14 protein-coding genes and 2 rRNA genes are annotated in these 17,561 nt (G+C 37.9%); 12 read left to right on the forward strand and 4 right to left on the reverse strand.

What is annotated here, in order from left to right:
- Window positions 1–16 precede the first annotated feature (16 nt).
- Together EHQ70_RS12555 and EHQ70_RS12560 are read left to right on the forward strand one after the other, a co-directional pair.
- Complete coding sequence (locus EHQ70_RS12555) at window positions 17–1,825, forward strand: energy transducer TonB family protein (protein ID WP_135586898.1); 1,809 nt, start codon at window positions 17–19, stop codon at window positions 1,823–1,825.
- Window positions 1,822–2,613, forward strand: a complete 792-nt coding sequence (locus tag EHQ70_RS12560) for a PrsW family glutamic-type intramembrane protease (RefSeq protein WP_135586900.1) — start codon at window positions 1,822–1,824, stop codon at window positions 2,611–2,613. Before EHQ70_RS12555 ends, EHQ70_RS12560 begins: the two co-directional genes overlap by 4 nt.
- 7 nt (window positions 2,614–2,620) lie before the next feature.
- Here the strand turns inward: EHQ70_RS12560 and EHQ70_RS12565 are convergent, their stop codons facing one another.
- Window positions 2,621–3,085, reverse strand: a complete 465-nt coding sequence (locus tag EHQ70_RS12565) for a GyrI-like domain-containing protein (RefSeq protein ID WP_135586902.1) — start codon at window positions 3,083–3,085, stop codon at window positions 2,621–2,623.
- Window positions 3,086–3,176: 91 nt separating this feature from the next.
- Between EHQ70_RS12565 and rrf (EHQ70_RS12570) the strand changes: the two genes are divergently transcribed.
- Window positions 3,177–3,293: ribosomal RNA gene (gene rrf, locus EHQ70_RS12570) — 5S ribosomal RNA — on the forward strand.
- 905 nt (window positions 3,294–4,198) lie between these two features.
- On the opposite strand, the gene EHQ70_RS12575 is transcribed toward rrf (EHQ70_RS12570), so the two are convergent.
- Window positions 4,199–4,663 (reverse strand): VOC family protein, encoded by a 465-nt coding sequence (locus EHQ70_RS12575; RefSeq protein ID WP_135586904.1) that lies wholly within the window; start codon window positions 4,661–4,663, stop codon window positions 4,199–4,201.
- Window positions 4,664–4,919: 256 nt separating this feature from the next.
- Here EHQ70_RS12575 and EHQ70_RS12580 point away from each other — a divergent pair, with 256 nt between their 5' ends.
- A complete protein-coding gene (locus EHQ70_RS12580) occupies window positions 4,920–5,642 on the forward strand; it encodes a glycoside hydrolase family 25 protein (protein ID WP_135586906.1) in 723 nt (240 codons plus the stop codon).
- Here EHQ70_RS12580 and EHQ70_RS12585 read toward each other — a convergent pair.
- Window positions 5,617–6,243 carry a TetR/AcrR family transcriptional regulator gene (locus tag EHQ70_RS12585; RefSeq protein WP_135586908.1) on the reverse strand — a complete coding sequence of 209 codons (627 nt, stop codon included), beginning with the start codon at window positions 6,241–6,243 and terminating at the stop codon, window positions 5,617–5,619. The genes EHQ70_RS12580 and EHQ70_RS12585 overlap by 26 nt on opposite strands.
- 186 nt (window positions 6,244–6,429) lie before the next feature.
- On the opposite strand from EHQ70_RS12585, the gene EHQ70_RS12590 reads away from it, so the two are divergent.
- The 5 genes from EHQ70_RS12590 to rrf (EHQ70_RS12610) all read left to right on the forward strand — a co-directional run bounded on the left by EHQ70_RS12590 (window position 6,430) and on the right by rrf (EHQ70_RS12610) (window position 11,695).
- Window positions 6,430–7,962: a phytoene desaturase family protein gene (locus EHQ70_RS12590; RefSeq protein ID WP_135586910.1), complete on the forward strand. Its 1,533-nt coding sequence runs from the start codon at window positions 6,430–6,432 to the stop codon at window positions 7,960–7,962.
- A 58-nt stretch (window positions 7,963–8,020) separates the two neighbouring features.
- Window positions 8,021–9,205, forward strand: a complete 1,185-nt coding sequence (locus EHQ70_RS12595) for an FAD-binding oxidoreductase (protein WP_135586912.1) — start codon at window positions 8,021–8,023, stop codon at window positions 9,203–9,205.
- 145 nt (window positions 9,206–9,350) lie between these two features.
- Window positions 9,351–10,388, forward strand: coding sequence for a hypothetical protein (locus EHQ70_RS12600; protein WP_135586914.1), 1,038 nt, complete (start codon window positions 9,351–9,353; stop codon window positions 10,386–10,388).
- A 185-nt stretch (window positions 10,389–10,573) separates the two neighbouring features.
- Window positions 10,574–11,521 carry a hypothetical protein gene (locus EHQ70_RS12605; protein WP_135586916.1) on the forward strand — a complete coding sequence of 316 codons (948 nt, stop codon included), beginning with the start codon at window positions 10,574–10,576 and terminating at the stop codon, window positions 11,519–11,521.
- Between the two features lie 57 nt (window positions 11,522–11,578).
- Window positions 11,579–11,695 (forward strand): 5S ribosomal RNA (gene rrf, locus EHQ70_RS12610).
- 436 nt (window positions 11,696–12,131) lie between these two features.
- Here rrf (EHQ70_RS12610) and EHQ70_RS12615 read toward each other — a convergent pair.
- Window positions 12,132–12,488 carry a YnfA family protein gene (locus tag EHQ70_RS12615; protein ID WP_135586918.1) on the reverse strand — a complete coding sequence of 119 codons (357 nt, stop codon included), beginning with the start codon at window positions 12,486–12,488 and terminating at the stop codon, window positions 12,132–12,134.
- A gap of 376 nt (window positions 12,489–12,864) precedes the next feature.
- Between EHQ70_RS12615 and EHQ70_RS12620 the strand changes: the two genes are divergently transcribed.
- Genes EHQ70_RS12620 through EHQ70_RS12630 form a run of 3 tightly spaced genes read left to right on the forward strand, consistent with a single transcriptional unit; the run spans window position 12,865 to window position 17,501 of the window.
- Entirely contained in the window at window positions 12,865–14,823 is a 1,959-nt protein-coding gene (locus EHQ70_RS12620) for a PAS domain-containing hybrid sensor histidine kinase/response regulator (protein WP_135586920.1), read from the forward strand.
- A gap of 50 nt (window positions 14,824–14,873) precedes the next feature.
- The gene (locus EHQ70_RS12625; protein WP_135586922.1) at window positions 14,874–16,121 is read left to right on the forward strand and encodes an Nramp family divalent metal transporter; all 1,248 of its coding nucleotides are present in this window, start codon (window positions 14,874–14,876) and stop codon (window positions 16,119–16,121) included.
- A gap of 3 nt (window positions 16,122–16,124) precedes the next feature.
- Window positions 16,125–17,501, forward strand: coding sequence for a Na+/H+ antiporter NhaC family protein (locus EHQ70_RS12630; RefSeq protein WP_208729543.1), 1,377 nt, complete (start codon window positions 16,125–16,127; stop codon window positions 17,499–17,501).
- The last annotated feature ends 60 nt before the right edge of the window (window positions 17,502–17,561 follow it).

The raw sequence follows: 17,561 nt of genomic DNA on the forward strand, positions 1-17,561 counted from the left end.
GAGATAAGACTAAAGAATGGATTCGGCAAATTCTAAACTACTCTCTCCCTGGGCTAAAAAATCCTTAACCTTCTTACTTTGGATGTCCCCTTTGTTTTCCCTCGGCCCATTTTTGGCCTTTGGTGTCCTATTTGCATTCCCGAGTGAATTTCGGCTAAGACTTCGTGCCTTAGCGGTCATAGCAGTATACATCCTAACTTGGATTATTTTTTATCCCATCGAACTCTTACACCGGTCAGGATTGGAATGGGAAGCGGTGATCAATGAATTCCTTGCAAAGGAATCCAGAAGTTTTCAGCTAAAGATCGTATTTTTACTCATTTGTTTTGTTTTGTTGTTTGTGAACTACCTTCACAGTAGGGGTCGCAATCAAAAAAGAGAATTGGTTCGGACGAAAAAATTACAATCAGAACATCCGCAAGGAACCATCCGCACGGATATGCGGATTCGTGATTCAAAGTTTGATACTCTTTTGTTTGTTCTTTTCCTGGCACTCCTTCTCAACTTTGGATTCGAATACATCTCCGACAAATTACGTCCCAATAAATCACTTTCTCCGTTAGCACCACTTGCGGATGTTTACCAATTTGTATTTAACTATTCGATTTCCCTTTGTATTTTACTTTTTAGTTTCAATCGAAACAAAATTCCGTCAATTCTTGCGATACCTTATTTGCGTTATATGGAAGGAATTCGCATTCGAGAAAGATGGAAGGCCGCAGTGGTTTCCAAATCTCGATTTCCTTTTCGATTAGAACTCATCGTTAAAGAAAAGGCAAAATTTCGAGACCGGATCCTCCCTGGTTTTGGACATATTTATGTTTATGAATATTGGCGCGGGTTCCCCATTTTATTTTTAACTTTGTTGTTGTTTTTATTTTCTGCTGTTTGGGTTTTTTCTTTTGTAAGTCCTATTTTCGGAATTCAATTCCTCGCAGGATTTGGATTGAAACCCGGAGTTCCTGATAAAGATTTTTTTATTTCATCACAGAACATCGCATATGCGGTATTTTCTGTTTTGGCATTAGTTGGGATTTATATTTATTCTTCTTATCTATTAGAAAAATCATTTAGTTTGGAAAACTTAGGTGTGAAGGAAGATAAGGTTGGTGAATCGGAACCTTTTTTCAAACCTGGGTTACGTAAAGGATTCCGAAACGTTTTACCACTTTCTTTACTGTTTCATTTGATTTTGATTTCTCTTGTTTTTCTGATTCCGATTACGATTCAACGTGGTAAAAAGAAAGAACAAACATCACAAAAGAATGATCACTTCCGTCCTGAAAAAATGGAATTCTATTTTATCGATCCCAATGTTCCTGATGATACAAAAGGTCTGAATGGTGGTATTGTTACTGGTAACGAAACAGAAAATAAAGAAAAAGGGGAGAAGATTTCTAACGAAAAAGTAGCGGACAATGGCCCTGTAAAAGGTTATATCAAAAAGATCCGAGGGAAAAAAGTCCCACCAACTTACTCTAATTATATCTCTGCAAAAATGCGAATCCCTGAAAGTTATATGGACTATTGGGCAAAAGCACCTCATCCATATTCCTCAGTAGTTGCGTATACCATTACTCAAGATGGGGACGTGATTGATGTAGAACTTGTGGAAGCATCAGATTATCCAGACCAAGATCTTCGTACCTTGCAACTTGTAGAAAGTTTGGGTCCACTCATGCCTCCGCCAGGAACCAAAAACGACATCCGTGTGACGGAACTATTTTGGAATGGGCCGATTGATCCCGAATTTGTTCCTACACAACTCCAAAAAGAAATGATCAATTTGTTTGATGGCCGTTATATGGAAGAGTTATCAGAATGAAAGAAATTGGAGTTTTTGATTATTTTGTTGGGTCTTTGACTGTACTTCCTTGGGCTGTTGTCATTTGGAAAGCTTATAAACCTAAAAAAGGATGGCAGGAAGTTTTAGGAATTTTGTTAGCTTTGTTTTTTGGTTGGTTGTCGACGGATCTCATTTTAAGACTACATCCCATTCTTTGGCCTGATGCCGACTTCACTCCAAAGAAAAAAGTAAGTATGCTCACACAAACGGCTCACTTAGCTTTCATTCAAGCTGGGATTACGGAAGAGACTTTTAAAATATTTTTTATTATGATTTTGTCTTTTGTTTTGGGTTATGATAAAAAAACAAAAACCTTTTCTCCCAATGTAGTTTTGTTTGGATCTTTTGTAGCAATGGGGTTTTCTTTTATTGAGAACACTCATTATATTGCTAGAGAACCGGATGAAAAAAAATTGGATCTCTTTTTTGCCCGAACCATCCATTCCTCAAATATCCATTTGCTCATCAATCTTTGTTTCGCACTTTTCCTCCTAAAGAGTAATACAAAATTGGAATTTGCAAATAAACGATTGTACATTGTTTTTGGATTTGTTTTAGCGGTGATACAACATGGGGTTGTTGATTTTCTTTTGATACCTGGTTCTACAATTGGTTTGTGGGTGGCAACATCTCTATTTGTTGGGATTTGGGTTTGGGTGGTCAATGATTGGCGTGATCTCGTTATTGAAACATCAACACCGATAGAAACACAAAGAACTGAGGATGTATCTGAGATTGAAAATGAAACGAACTTGAGTGTTCCGTAAAAAAAATCTATTTAGTTGATAAGAACACTCGAATCCCAGCTTCCGAGTATTCTTCCCAATCCATTTGGTAAGTTCTGATTTTTGGAATTTCTGGATGATTCCAAATTTCTGCCCAAAATTTAGGGACGACTTCCTCTGGTGCTCCCGGTTGAATTTGGAAATAACGACCGTTTTGTGGTTCAACATGCACCACTTCCATTCCCTGGAGTGGTATCGTTTTCGGATCTACAGCATAACCTAACAAAAAATCGTAAGCACCTGTTTCATCGGATGCATAATTGAAATACAAAGCAAAAAGTGGATCAAACTTTCTTAAAAACTCCATTTGTTTGGGGATGTCTTCTTTATAAAACTTGGAGTAGACCTTCGGAATTTGAATGTCTGCCTCACCCGGTGCATTGGAAGTTCGGATCCGAAGACCCATCACCGAAAAATTTGCAGTTTTTACCAAGGGTTCGGTCACTTCAGACATAAAGAAAAAGTTTCAGTTTGCCAAAAAAACGCAACCTTTTCTTATATTAGTGTTTGACTTATGAGACTCCTCCGTACATTTGGTAATTACTCCTGGTGATTATGGAGAGAAGGCAATACCCGTTCCCATTCCGAACACGGAAGTCAAGCTTCTCATCGCCGATGGTACTATTGGGTTCGCTCAATGGGAGAGTAGGACATTGCCGGGTTAGCACTAATAATCATTTAGAAAGCGTTCACGAAAGTGAGCGCTTTTTTTATTTGTGGGCGCGTTGTGTGTGCCAGCTAATGTCCGCGACTATTCGCTAGGCAAGCAGAGCTTGCTCCGCGAATGTCGCCTGCTCGTTCCCAATGGGTCACTGCGCAGGATTGCGGGTTAAATCTTTTTCTTTTCTAGTATAACTTCACTTTTTTACAATTTAAATCTACATCTAATAATCGATTGTTCGCGAAATGGGGGGGAGGAAGTAGGACATTCCTCTTAGCACTTAAGGTGTTCTGAAAGTGAGGGCTTTTGATTCTGCACGTTGAAAGGGCCCGTTAGCAATGGTTTGCGGAATGATTTTCCTTGAATAATAGACTTGTATTTGTTAGTAGGGATAGGTTTCTATTTGCAGCTCGTTCCAAGAAGGAATTAATTTTCATCATTTCCTTTTTAGTCCTCTTGTTTTCTAGTCGATTCATTTCAGATCTCTGGCCTTTTATTACATTGTTATCAAGTATATTGTTGATATGGTTGTTTATTTCGTTTCGTTCTAAATATTATCACTTAACCATTCTCTTGTGTTTTCTCCTTGTTTACACTCGAGTAGAATTTTTATTTTTATACTACCTCTTGTTTTTCCTGATTCTGTATAAGACATGGAAAAAAAAGGAAGAAAAGTATTCAGTCATTTCAAGGTATATCCTCTATTTTATTGGATTGGCTATTATTCTAACTAATAATCCATCCGATGGGGACAGATCTTTTTTAGCATTTTGCCAACATTACGCCCTATCCAAATCGCTTAGATTCCTTTATTTTTCAGATCCGTGGACAACATGTGATTCCCTTTTGGTTACAGATTTTGGGAATGCAAGAAGTCTTTGGGAACTTTGGGCGCTAAATCCAAAATCAAACTGTGGCTGTTTCGGCACCTAGTTGTTCTGCAAGCCCGATGAGAAGTCCCTCCACACCGCGAATATAACAGAGTCTGTAGATACTTTCAAATTGAACCACTTCTCCAACGAGTTCTGCACCAAGCTTTGTGAGTCGGGCTAACAGTTCATCAAGATTGTCTACTCGGAACATGATGCGGAGATAACCAAGAGAGTTAACAGGGGCAGTTCTGTGGTCAGCGATGGTTTTGGGAGAACTAAATTGTGAAAGTTCTAGTCGCGTATGTCCATCAGGAGTCACCATCATCGCGATCTCGACTTCTTGATTCCCGAGTCCCGTGACTCGTCCTGCCCATTCTCCTGCAACCACCATTCGTCCTTCCAGGTTTAACCCAATCTCCTCGAAAAATGAAATAGCCCGATCGAGGGACTCAACAACGATTCCGACATTGTGCATTTCTAGTAGTTTACTTTTTGCCATGACCTTTTTTTGGAATGGAGTTGGATTTGATCAAGATGATTTATTGCTATCGCGGTTTTAGAATTGTGCACAAATTTCTTTTATCAAGAGGGAAACTTTTCTCGCAATCTGAAGTCTGCAAAGTCAAGAAACAAGTGAAATAGACCATCCCGCCCGGATCACAGTTTTTTATATACGAAAACCAATTCAATGAGATAGTCAAACATTAGCAATAGGAACATCTCTTTATCTCTAAAGATCGTAAATGAAAGTGATTATGAAAAAAGTTTCCATATTAATTCTATTCTTAATTTTACTAACTTTTGCTTTTTATAAAGCACTTGATTTCGGTTTAATCTGGTTTGTTTATCCTTCCAAAGATAAGTATCCCATTAAAGGGATCGATGTTTCGAATCATCAAGGAAAAATCAATTGGAGTTTAGTTCCCAAAAATGAAATTTCCTTTGTTTATATAAAAGCCACTGAAGGAGGTGATTTCAAAGATAAGGCTTTTGTTTATAACTGGACCGCAGCTAAAAAGGAAGGATTCAAAGTTGGTGCGTATCATTTTTTTACCCTTTGCAAAACTGGAATTGAGCAAGCGGAAAATTTCATTAAAACAGTTCCGAAAGAACCAGATTCTCTTCCTCCAGTTGTTGATCTTGAATTTGAAGGGAATTGTAAAGAGAGACCAAATATAGAAAATGTCCAATTGGAAATACAAAATTTTTTGGATAAAATCGACTCACATTACGAACACGAAACGATTCTTTATCTAACTAAGGAATTTATAAATAAATACTTAGGTGATAATTTGTTTAATCATCCTATTTGGATTAGAAATATTTTTATGCATCCAAATACTTTTTCTTCCATAGAATGGACTATTTGGCAATATAAAAGTACAGAACGTATTATTGGGATTGATGGCCCTGTTGATGTGAATGTTTTAAAGGGAAACATTCATTCTATTTTCACCCCATCTCCACCGATGAACTAACGGTCGTTTTTAATAATTGGATTACATCCATTCCTTCGGGAAGGACTAAGTGTCCATCGATAGCCAAGGAAGCAATGCCATGTACAGTGGCCCAAGCACCAAGAGCTCTAGCATGAGCTAAATCTTTACTCACACGTTCATTCGCAAATGCTGCATAAAGCAAACGAAAGGGGCGCTGTGAACTCACCCAAATTTCCCGATCAGGACTTTCCAAACCGATTTTTTTTTCTAAGTCAATTTGATTCAGCATTAGGCGGTATAAGTTTGGATTTACCACTGCAAACTGAATGTATTCCACACCATAATAATAAGCCATCAAACGACCGCGAACTTTCGGATGGTTTTTTTGTGCCTTAAGCATATTGGCAGCCAATTCATCGTAACCGGATGCAGCTACTGCCTGCAGTAATTCTTGTTTTCCTTTGAAATGTGCATAAGGGGCCATATGAGTGACACCGATGGCAGAAGCGATCGAACGAAGAGAAACTGCCTCAATTCCTTGTTTTTGCAATAGGTTGCGAGCGGCAGTAATGAGTGCAGGGCGAAGGTCTCCGTGATGGTATGAATTCCCTTTGTCCTGATTTTGTTTTTTCACGGCCATTACAACCTAGTAGGCCTTCTGCCCGAACTGGTAAAGTCTTTTCGAATGGGAATGGGAAAGTCGAAACTCGGCCTCCAATTCTTAGTAAAATCGTTTTTTTCAAAGAGACTAAGAAAAAATCATTGCAATCTTTACAGTGTAAAGATTGGGTATTCCTCAGAAGAATTTCCTTTAGGAGAACAGAAAATGTTTCACTATGACACTGTCGTAATTGGTGCCGGTAACGCTGGTTTGATGGCAGCCACACGTTTGCAACGCGAAGGCTCAAAAACTTTGTTATTAGAGAGGCATAATGTTCCCGGAGGATGTGCCACGTCCTTTGTTCGTGGAGATTTTGAGTTCGAGGTGGCTCTCCACCAACTCAGTGGAGTGGGAACAGAATCCAATCCTTTCATTATGCGTCGTGTATTTGAAGAACTTGGTGTTCTGGATAAAATCGAACTCGTACAAGAAGAAGAACTCTATCGAATCATTATCCCGGGGAAATTGGATGTGACTTTGCCCGCTGATTGGACAGAACTACAAAACCATTTAAAAAGTTTATTCCCAGAAGAAAAGGATGGGATTGAGCGATTTTTTAAACTCAGTGAAGCTGTGGTAAACGAGTATTATTTTGTTCTTCCAAGAATTAGGTTATCAAACGATGAAGAAAAAATTCGAATCAAATGTCCAAATTTTACAACATATGGTCTTCGTTCCACAACCGATGTATTAAATGAATTTTTTTCCAATGAGGATTTGATTAATGTAATAACACCTTATTGGAGTTATGTTGGGATTCCAACAACAGATTTGGTTTTTGCCGAATTCATCGGTATGTTATATTTTTACTGTGTGTATAAACCTTGGCATATCAAAGGAGGGTCTCAGATGCTTTCGAGTTCCCTTCTTTCTTCTTTTGAAGAAGCAGGTGGTGAGGTGAAGTTTAATTGTGCAGCGGAGAAAATTCTCACTGAAAATGGAGTCGTACGTGGTGTACGATTAGAAACAGGTGAAACCGTAACTTGCGATGCAGTTGTTTCTAATGCAAGCCCTCTCATCACTTATCATGAAATGTTGGATTTCGAAACTCCACCGTCGTCTGTATTAAAGGATTTCCAATCCAGAAGGATGGGTGTTTCTGCAGTATGTCTTTATTTAGGTTTAGATTGTTCTCCAGATGAGTTAGGGTTTACAACGGCCTCTACCTTTGTGATGACAACTTCTAATTCAGAAGTCACTGAAGATCGAATGTATACATTGGATGCTCCAGACTGGGGGATGGTAACCTGCTATAACTTTATTGATGAGGAACTTGCACCTAAAGGAAAGGCAGTAGTGACTCTCGTTGCCTTACAATATGGAGAAGCTTGGAAAGATGTTCCTACAGAAAAATACATTTCCACAAAATATGAGTTTGGTGATAAACTAATCAAACTTGTTGAACAAGCTTACCCTAACATCAGAGAACATATTGAAAGGGCCGAAGTTGCCACACCAATGACGATGATGCGTTATTTGAATACACCTGGAGGTGCCATTTATGGATTCAAACAAACCTTACAGGATGGTCACTTAATGCGTGAATCTCTTGATGCAATCGATGGACTTTATTCCGCAAGTAGTTGGACAAGTATGGGTGGGTTTCAACCGACTTATTTGAATGGATACAATACCGCGCGGAAAATACTGAAACGTTCGAACATTCGTCGTAAACCAAAAACAACACAAACTAAATGAAATGTACATCATTCATTAAAATCAATCGATGAATCTCTGATTGGGAAGGAAACAATATATGTTAGATAATGATCAAAAAATAGAAACAAATATTCTGAACTCTGTAAATGGATTTAAGGAAGCGGTTTCAAAAAAAGAAGAACTTGAAAGAAACGGTTCTAACTTTTCAGAAGGAAAAGGGCTCGTTCGAAAAACCATCAATAGCTTACATCCGAAACGAATTCGTTTGCGTGTAGAAAAAATTCGAGTAGATACTCCTTCCACAAAAACTTTACAAATGGTTTCGGTCGATGGAAAAAGTTTGCCTCCTTTCCAAGCGGGTCAATACATCAATTTATTTGTCTCACTTTCTGGAGTTCTTACCGCAAGACCATATTCGATTTCATCTTCACCGACCGATTTGAGTTCGTATGAGTTAACGATCAAAAGGGCAGAAGGTGGGTTTGTGAGTCCCTATCTACTCGATGATGTAAAAATTGGACAAGAGTTTGAAAGTACAGGGCCTATGGGTTCTTTTCATCACAATCCACTATTCCATGGTTTAGATTTAGTTTTCCTCGCAGGTGGATCGGGTATTGCACCTGCAATGAGTATGTTAAAATCTTTTTTAGCTTCTCCAGAACCGTTTCGATTTCATATCATATATTCGAATAGTTATGAAGACGATGTCATTTTTATAAATGAACTTCGAAACTTAGCAGCCGTTCATGAAAATTTTCTTTTGACTGAGTTTCTTTCGCGAAATGTTAGCGATGCTTTTAAAGGGTATCGCGGTAGGTTGGATTTTTCCACATTGCAAAGATTAGTTCCAGATGCTCCTTCTAAGATGTACTATGTTTGCGGACCAACTCCGTTCAACGAACATTGTGCCGATCTTCTTTCTAATCTTGGTGTTAAGTCCGGTCGTATCCTTATCGAAAGTAACGGCCCTCCTAACAAACCAGAAACATTGGAAGGTTGGCCAAACTCCGTCCTTCCGACAAAGGAGGTGAATGTCACTGTAACGAATCAAAAATCCTTTAAGGCAAAAGTAGGGGAACCTCTTCTGAATAGCCTCGAACGAAATGGATTTTTTACGGAGAATGCTTGTCGGTCAGGTGAATGTAGTTTATGTCGGGTCAAATTAAAATCGGGAGAAGTATTCAGTCCCCCAGAAGCCAAAATTCGAAAGTCGGATAAAAAGTTTGGTTGGATCCATTCCTGTGTCGCTTTTCCAGTTACAGATGTTGAAATCCAGCTATAAACTAGTTTTAAAAACAATGTGATATTCTGATCTTTCCCTTTGTTTTTGGTTTGAATCAACTTTGGTAAAAGAGAATAAAAAAATCTTTTATCAAAGAGCGAGTGTCTCAATTTGACTAAAACCTTAAATAGTTCTGAAGTTTTTGATGTTACGTTATTTCATTATTCTTATATTTTTAGTTTCTTTGAGTTCATTATATCCAGACGAAATCAAAGAAGTACAAATTGAACCCGAACCCAATGCAGAACCTGAGAAAGGTCCTTATAAATATATCTCCATCAATCCTGGCGTAACTTTGGAAAGTGTCTCTTTATCCATCCAAGGGAGAAGTCGGGATGCTCATATGGTTCAGGATGATCCAGGTCGCGTTTCTTGGTTACTCGATGTTAAATCCCCCGAAATCCAATTCTCAAAATATTTTGGTATGAATTTACTTCTTCACAATTCAAATTTTTATTTGAATCGGCAGTCCATACCAAAGATGTTTTCAAAAAATCAATCTCCAGAAGTATCATCTTCGGAGTCAGAATCTGGGTCTTCTGGTTCTAGCAACAATTCTTTAAAACCAAATCGCACAAAAGTTACCGAAGATATTGATACTAGCGTTGAGGGTACATATTCGATGTTAGTGCCTATTTTTTATTTTGGAAATCCTGATACCTTTCGATTTGGTTTAGGTTTTGGCCCCGCTCATGTTAAGTTAAGGGGGAATGTCGATTTTAAAGATGCAGCTTCAAACTTGTTGATTGCATACTCAAGTTCAAATCGCGATGCTTTTCTGAATAATTTAAGAGGGTTTCAATTTGTTTCCGGAAATATCAATCCAGAAACTGATCCAACTCTTACTTATTTAATCACAAACCTATCCACTGGAAATAATTTAGAATTAGTCGGTTATTATTTAGCGAGCCAAGGGTTACTTCGCCCTGATTTGACTGCCGCCACTGCATATCTTAGCGGAAGGTTTAATGCTGTCGAATCTCTTGCGATTAGTAGTCTGATGCGAAATCAAGTGGGTGTCAATTCTGTTGCAAGATTTGCATTTATGATGTATTTGGAGTCACCACCTTTTCTTGGTATGCGAGGAAGGGTTTCTTTTGGTGGTCCCATTGTAAAAGAAAACGGATATACATATGAATTGCGAACCTTTCATTTTGCCCTTTATATGCCGATAGAGTTTTAAGATCGGTATTTATAATTATATATTTGATCCAACCCATTGTCGTAAAATTTACGGATAGTCTCAATCTTTGAATTACTTTCAGGGATTTGGACATATATAACTTCAAAAAAGAACAATTAGTAATTAAATTTTTCTTGAGTCAGTCCTCTACTAGTTGTTATTGGCTGGTAGAGGTAAGACAAATAATGAAACGTAATCTCGTTTTTTTTCTGATAGGTATATCTTTATTTACTGGGTCTATCTATGCGCAAGGTAAAGTAGAAGGAAATACAATACGATTGAAGGGTGCTTTGTTTTTTGGTAGCCTTCGTCCCGATTTTGAAAAGAGAAATTTTTACAATGACATTGTTGGTTTGGAATACAACAAAGAATGGCAAAATAACCGTGGAATGAGCCTCATTAATGATTTAGGTTTTGATTATTTTCACTCTTTAAATGCAGGTATACTTAGTAACGTATTTTTAGGATTACATGTAAATCGATTTGGTCGCGGTTATGAATGGAATTCTTATTATGCAGCTGGTTTAGGGATTAAAGAGGCAGACTATCGTTTGTTATACTCTGATATTAATCTCGGCGTCACTCTTTCTCCAATTTCTAATTTTCGAATTTTACCAAAATATGTGATACGAAGTTTGGGCCAATCTCTAGAAGGAACTTATTTAGGTCTTGGTGCTCCAAGTTATTATGGTCAGGACACAAAAACGGCAACAGGCACGTCTGGATTAATTGGAGTTGGCTTTGAATTTGATCTTAACGATCGTGCCACTCTTTTTGCTGATTTACTTGTATACGGTCCCTTCCTTCTTAATTCAACAGGTACTTACAATTCCGAACAACTTAAAATCTATAATGGCGGTGCTGTCTATAATTACGCTAGCGGCGGTTATACTTTCTATTCAGAAAAATTTAGTTTCGGCGCAAGTATCATCGTCGTACCAAAACTTCGGTTGTTTGCAAGTTTTGAAAGTGAACGTATGACAGCAAAATCTAGAAGTCCCATTGCATTTAGTGTTACTGAAAATGGTATTAGTAGTGTTGGAACACTAATGGAATTTGTTTCTGCAACAGCAGACCACACCATTCTGGTTTCTGGATTGAAATTTGGTGTTACTTACGATTTAAATTTGTAAATTTTTCTTTTAATTCTGCTTGCAAATCCGGTGCACCTAGAAGTAATGGTAATTACTCCTGGTGATTATGGAGAGAAGGCAATACCCGTTCCCATTCCGAACACGGAAGTCAAGCTTCTCATCGCCGATGGTACTATTGGGTTCGCTCAATGGGAGAGTAGGACATTGCCGGGTTAGCACTAATAACTCAATAAAAAAAGGCCAGCCTCAAGGTTGGCCTTTTTTATGTACCAAATAAAATCCATTGATCGAACCCAATAGTACCGCTAGTAACAGATTGTTCGCGAAATGACAGACTTGCGACCCATAGGGAGCAAGGCTCGGACACTCGCCCGCGGAGCGGAAAAGCGAGTGGGGGCGGAAGTAGGACATACCCTTTAACACTTATAACTCATAATTAAATCGAGGACTTCGGTTCACTGTGCAGGATTGCGGGTTAAATCTTTTCCTATTTTTAAAATAATAAATAAAACCATTCGTTCATGAAATAACGATCTACCGCTAGAAACCAGTCGTTTGCGAAAAGGGTGAGACTTCCGTAAGAAGCCGAAGCCTGATTGAATCTTTTCCTTTTTAATGTAACTTCATTTCTATAGAGAAACACAGAACTTTATCTTGGTGCGAAGAATATAATCATTACACCGATCAAGGCAATGCTTGCTCCGATAATGTCGAAGCGATTGGGAATGAACTGGTCAAATTTCCATGCCCACGCTAACGACATTACGATAAAAATCCCACCATATGTTGCATAGGTTCGAGCAAAATTTGTTGGTTGGTAAGTTGCGACTACACCGTAAAAACCTAAAATGATGAAGCCGAGAATTCCAATAAATATTGATTTGTTTTCACGAATCCAAAGCCAAATGAGATAACCACCTCCAATTTCGCAAAGTCCAGCCAATAAGAAGACTAAAATAGGGTTTATATATACGGAAAAAAAATCGGAATTTAGGAATTTAAACATAATGGTTTTTTTAATAATAAAACTTCAATTTAGTGTGCAAGTTGTTTCTATTTTCATTAATTCAGTTTTTATAGCCCCTAGGAATGGTTTTGTATTTCTATAAGTTAGTATCATCCTTCTTTTGATTTGGATAATCAGAAAGAAGTCACGATCCTATACTGTCGATTGTTCTCGTAAATTAGGATCCAAGGTAAAATTGGAACATTTTCACCTAACATCGTTTTGAAACCCTCGATAAGCTTTCAAATTATGGGTAGAATTCCTAAAGGTTTGTCCTGAAAAGGAAATTCAGATTCAAAAATAGATGGTTTCGAATTTATATTTGCTCCAGTTATCGCTTGCAGTTTTTTCGAAATGACTCTGTCATTGAAGCCAGATGGAAAACCTGATTCCTAGTGAAGTTTACTCTTCTCTCATCCTGCAATACCTCTACGACGCGGTCATTGTTACGGATTTGGAATTTCGGATCACCAGTTGGAATTTGGCCGCGGAGAGAATTTATGGTTTCACCGCCGCGGAAGTCATCGGCAAGTCTACAATCAACGTTTTAAGAACAGACCAAAATGAAAGCACAAGAGAGAGTCGTATTTCCGAATTACAAACGAAAGGGATATGGCAAGGTGAAATATTTCAATATGCGAAAGGGTCAAAAAAACTAAAAATCCGTTCTGCCGCTAGTTTTCTGAAAGATAAATCTGGCCAAACCATTGGTGTGATTGCAATCAATCGTGACATTACGGAAGAAAACAAAACGCAAGAAGATCTAGCAGATAGTGAAGAACGTTTTCGAATGAGTTTCGATAATGCCGGGATAGGAGTTTGTTTTTTAGATCTAAACGGGAAGTTTATTAAAGTAAACAAAAAGTTGGAATCTATGTTAGGTTATAGTGAGGTTGAGCTCATTGGTAGAAAGTCTAATGAGTTTTCTTATGAAGAAGACAAACCGTTATTTGATTCTTTTCGTGAAGACGCATTAGGTGGTTCAAAAGAAAGTATTATCTATGAAAAAAGATTTTTTTCAAAGGACAAAAACATTGTCTGGGTGGAAATTTCCAACACATTAGTAAAAGATAGAAATGGGAATCCATCCTATTTTGTAGTTCACTTAAATAATATCACTGGTAGAAAAAATGCAGAGTTTCATCTACTAAACGCAAAAAAAGAAGCGGAGAGGGCCAACGGTGCAAAGTCAGAATTTGTGGCCAATATGAGTCACGAAATTAGGACACCTCTCAATGGTGTAATCGGTTTTAATGAACTATTACTCACAACAAACTTAGATTCTGATCAAAAAGAATATGTAAAAAACGCAATCAGTAGTGCACACGGTCTTCTTGGAATCATCAACGACGTATTGGATATTTCTAAAATTGAAGCTGGAAAGTTGGTATTGAATGAAGTCACATCCAACTTAAAACAGATCATAAATGATTCAATGGGTGTTTTGAAATGGAAGGCCAATGAAAAAGGAATCTACTTGCGACTTGAGGAAGGTTTAAGTATTCCAGAAATCATTTATGTGGATGCTACAAGGCTTCGACAAATTTTAATCAACCTACTTGGGAATGCTGTGAAATTTACAGAAGAGGGAGGGGTGGTTTTAAAAATAGAAGCATCTCCAACTTCTGATCAAAAAACAAAATTAGAATTTACCATCTCAGACACAGGCATTGGAATACCTGAAGCACATAAGTCACATCTGTTCCAATCGTTTTGGCAGGGCGAATCTAATTCCAAACGTAGATATGGTGGCACGGGACTCGGACTTAGGATCACAAAATCTTTGTTAGATTTGATGGGCGGTGAGATAGAAGTCCATTCTGAATCTGGAGTCGGAACCGTATTTAGATTTGTCATAGAATGTAATTCTTCTGACCAATCGTCAAACCATACTTCGGATGATTCAAGTGAATACCAAAAAGAATTGATCGCACAATTTGACAAAGCAACTCTAACTCATATTTCGCCCTATATTTTATTAGTGGAAGATAATGAAATGAATCGGAACCTCTTAAAAAGAATGATCCAAAAATACGTTCCAAACTCTCGAATCAAAGAAGCTGTTGATGGATTGGAAGCTGTTCGTTTTTTTCATGAATCCACTCCTGATTTAGTATTTATGGATGTACAAATGCCCAATATGGACGGATTGGAAGCAGCCACGGAAATTCGCAAACAACCAACCGGAGTTTCTGTTCCGATCGTTGCCTTAACAGCTGGTGCCTTGTATGAGGAGCGTAAAAAATGTTTCGAAGTCGGAATGGATGAGTTTTTGACCAAACCGATCGATATTTTAGCACTCAATCAAATTCTATTTCATTATTTGAACCGTTAATCTTTCGAATAGAGTAGCAAAAACTTATCCAACCGGCCATTTTGTCCAAAATGAGACGATTTCCTTTCTTAGCTTATCTTGGTCCAGGCCTCCTGTATGCCGGTGCAGCCGTTGGCGTTTCCCATCTTGTCCAATCGACTCGGGCTGGAGCTGTTTACGGATACGGGTTACTGTTTGTTGTACTGTTTGCCAATTTGATTAAATATCCTTTTTTTGTAGTCGGTACTAAGTATACAATTATCACCGGAAAATCACTGTTAGATGGTTACGAAGCACTTGGCCGTTTACCTGTTTGGATATTTTTCTTTATATCAGTTGGAACCATGTGTATTATTGTGGCAACGGTAACTCTTGTTACTTCTGGATTGTTTTCCAATCTTCTTGGTATTTCCATGGAACCTTGGTTACTCTGTGCTATCATTTTAATTTTCTGTTTTCTATTACTTGCCATCGGTAAATTTGCAGCCCTTGACGGACTCATGAAATGGATCGTGGTTTTGCTGACTGTGTCTACCGTAGTAGCAATGGTTCTTTCCTTTTATGCAGGAATTCCAAAATTAGAAACAGTTGGAAAAACCTTTTCCATTGGAGATTTAGGAGATGTAGCTTTTCTCATTGCTCTAATGGGTTGGATGCCTATCCCGATTGAAGCTGCTGTTTGGCAATCGGATTGGACTCTCGCAAAAAAAACTCCAGATGGGAAACTCCCTCCTATGAAGTATGCGATGATCGATTTTAATATCGGTTATATTGGAACTACTTTGCTTGCGGTTTGTTTTTTGGCTTTAGGTGCCAATATGATGTATAATACAGGTGCCGAGTTTTCTTCTCAGGCAGTTAGTTTTGCATCCGAGTTGGTTCGTTTGTATACTTCTGCCATTGGTTCTTGGTCCTATCCCATCATTCTCATTGCTGCTTTTTTTACTATGTTTTCAACCACTCTTACTTGTTTTGATGCTTATCCGCGAGTGGTATCCAATGCCAGTCGTCGTTTGTTCAAACCATTAGAAAAAATTCCTACGGAAAAACTCTATTGGTATTGGATCATCCTTGTGGGGGTAGGTTCCATTTTGATTTTATTATTTTTTAGAACCAATATGAAAAGTTTAGTGGATTTTGCGACTACGGTATCTTTCTTAAATGCACCGGTTCTTGCACTCATCCATCATTTGATTTTATTTGGAAAAGAAATTCCTAGAGAACAAAGACCTAAACCTTGGATGAATTTACTTTCTTGGTTTGGTATTTTGTTTCTATTTGGATTTTCAATCTATTATATAAACATTACTTTCTTCTAAAATATGGAGAGAGAAAAATCACACTCCATATTTTTCTCTCTTTCTCCACTTTTCTATTTAATCCTTTCGATTCTTTTTTTTCGATTTGTATGGGTGGTCGCCTATCCACATCCAACGGCCTTGTTTGTTTCTGGAGTGATTTCTTTTTTACAAAGAAGGAATCGGAAACTTGTATTTCTAAAATCTTCTTTTCGTAAAAATTTTGTTTCGGTTCTTCCTGCGATGGAAATTCTTTTTTTTGTAGGGATGCTCATCGCTTCCTGGGCCTATTCCGGCGTTCTTTTTACGATGATCCAAATCGGAATTTTATTTTTACAACCAGATTATTTTTTACCTTCTTTGGCGATTGTATCTGCTATTGCTGCAATGGTTTCTGGTTCCTCTTGGACCACTGCTGGTACGTTAGGTGTTGCTCTTATGGGTGTGGCAGAGGTAATGTCTTTTCCCGAAACAATGGCAGCCGGTGCTATCGTAAGTGGTTGTTATTTTGGTGATAAACTTTCTCCACTTTCTGACACAACCAACCTGGCTTCCAGTTTGACCCATGTCCCAATTTGGAAACATATCCGGCATATGTTAAAAACAACTTGTATTAGTTTTGGAATTGCGGTATTGGGGTTTTATTTTTTGAATCTTTATGTTTGGGATTCTCACCAAACATCTCGTATCACTTTACAGTCTGGTGTTTTAGGTGATGTTTTCTCTTCTAATGTTTCTTGGATCAAATTGATTCCTGTTGTTTTGGTTTTTGGATCCTCTGTTTTTAAAATGCATATTCGTATTTCTTTGTTACTTGGAATTCTTTCTGCAATTGGATTCAGTGTCAGTGAACTTGGATTCCAATGGGATATTGGAAACACTTTGGTCTTTGGGTTTGAATCTCGTTCCGGAAATCAAATTCTCGATCGGTTTTTAAGCGGAGGTGGGATCGTTGCCATTTTATCTACAGAAGTTCTGATTCTCGCTGCGGTTTGGTTTGGCGCTGTAGTGGAAGGGTATGGTTATTTAAACGAAATTTTAATTCAAATTAAACTTTGGGCAAAAGACCGCTGGGATATTTTACTTTCAACAATGGGAGCATCCTTTCTTTTGAATTTAGTAACCGCAGACCAATATTTATCTCTTGTGATCCCTGCACGTGCCTTCCGAAGTCTTGCAGAAGAAAAAGGAATCCCAGAAAAAGACATCTCGCGGTCACTAGAAGACTCGGGAACCATTACTTCTCCCCTCATCCCTTGGAATAGTTGTGGGGCGTTTATGTCTACTTCCCTTGGTGTTTCGGTATTATCTTTTTTCCCATTTGTATTCTTTAATTTAATTCATGTTTTGTTGGCCGTCTCACTCTTGCTTGTTGCAAAAAATAAATCTAAAAGTTCATAGTTAAACGTAACCGGTTCATGTATAGGTGAATCAATTTTAGCTATAACCGATATTACAGTA

The sequence above is a fragment of the Leptospira congkakensis genome, from assembly GCF_004770265.1.
Taxonomy (GTDB): domain Bacteria; phylum Spirochaetota; class Leptospiria; order Leptospirales; family Leptospiraceae; genus Leptospira_A; species Leptospira_A congkakensis.

What these genes read in the sequence shown, in the direction of transcription:
- EHQ70_RS12560 (WP_135586900.1), top strand. Translation starts at nt 1,822, where the DNA reads ATGAAAGAAATTGGAGTTTTTGATTATTTTGTTGGGTCTTTGACTGTA.
- EHQ70_RS12625 (WP_135586922.1), top strand. Translation starts at nt 14,874, where the DNA reads ATGAGACGATTTCCTTTCTTAGCTTATCTTGGTCCAGGCCTCCTGTAT.
- EHQ70_RS12585 (WP_135586908.1), bottom strand. Translation starts at nt 6,243, where the DNA reads ATGGCCGTGAAAAAACAAAATCAGGACAAAGGGAATTCATACCATCAC.
- EHQ70_RS12575 (WP_135586904.1), bottom strand. Translation starts at nt 4,663, where the DNA reads ATGGCAAAAAGTAAACTACTAGAAATGCACAATGTCGGAATCGTTGTT.
- EHQ70_RS12590 (WP_135586910.1), top strand. Translation starts at nt 6,430, where the DNA reads ATGTTTCACTATGACACTGTCGTAATTGGTGCCGGTAACGCTGGTTTG.
- EHQ70_RS12630 (WP_208729543.1), top strand. Translation starts at nt 16,125, where the DNA reads ATGGAGAGAGAAAAATCACACTCCATATTTTTCTCTCTTTCTCCACTT.
- EHQ70_RS12580 (WP_135586906.1), top strand. Translation starts at nt 4,920, where the DNA reads ATGAAAAAAGTTTCCATATTAATTCTATTCTTAATTTTACTAACTTTT.
- EHQ70_RS12565 (WP_135586902.1), bottom strand. Translation starts at nt 3,085, where the DNA reads ATGTCTGAAGTGACCGAACCCTTGGTAAAAACTGCAAATTTTTCGGTG.
- EHQ70_RS12555 (WP_135586898.1), top strand. Translation starts at nt 17, where the DNA reads ATGGATTCGGCAAATTCTAAACTACTCTCTCCCTGGGCTAAAAAATCC.
- EHQ70_RS12620 (WP_135586920.1), top strand. Translation starts at nt 12,865, where the DNA reads ATGGAAAACCTGATTCCTAGTGAAGTTTACTCTTCTCTCATCCTGCAA.
- EHQ70_RS12600 (WP_135586914.1), top strand. Translation starts at nt 9,351, where the DNA reads ATGTTACGTTATTTCATTATTCTTATATTTTTAGTTTCTTTGAGTTCA.
- EHQ70_RS12605 (WP_135586916.1), top strand. Translation starts at nt 10,574, where the DNA reads ATGAAACGTAATCTCGTTTTTTTTCTGATAGGTATATCTTTATTTACT.
- EHQ70_RS12595 (WP_135586912.1), top strand. Translation starts at nt 8,021, where the DNA reads ATGTTAGATAATGATCAAAAAATAGAAACAAATATTCTGAACTCTGTA.
- EHQ70_RS12615 (WP_135586918.1), bottom strand. Translation starts at nt 12,488, where the DNA reads ATGTTTAAATTCCTAAATTCCGATTTTTTTTCCGTATATATAAACCCT.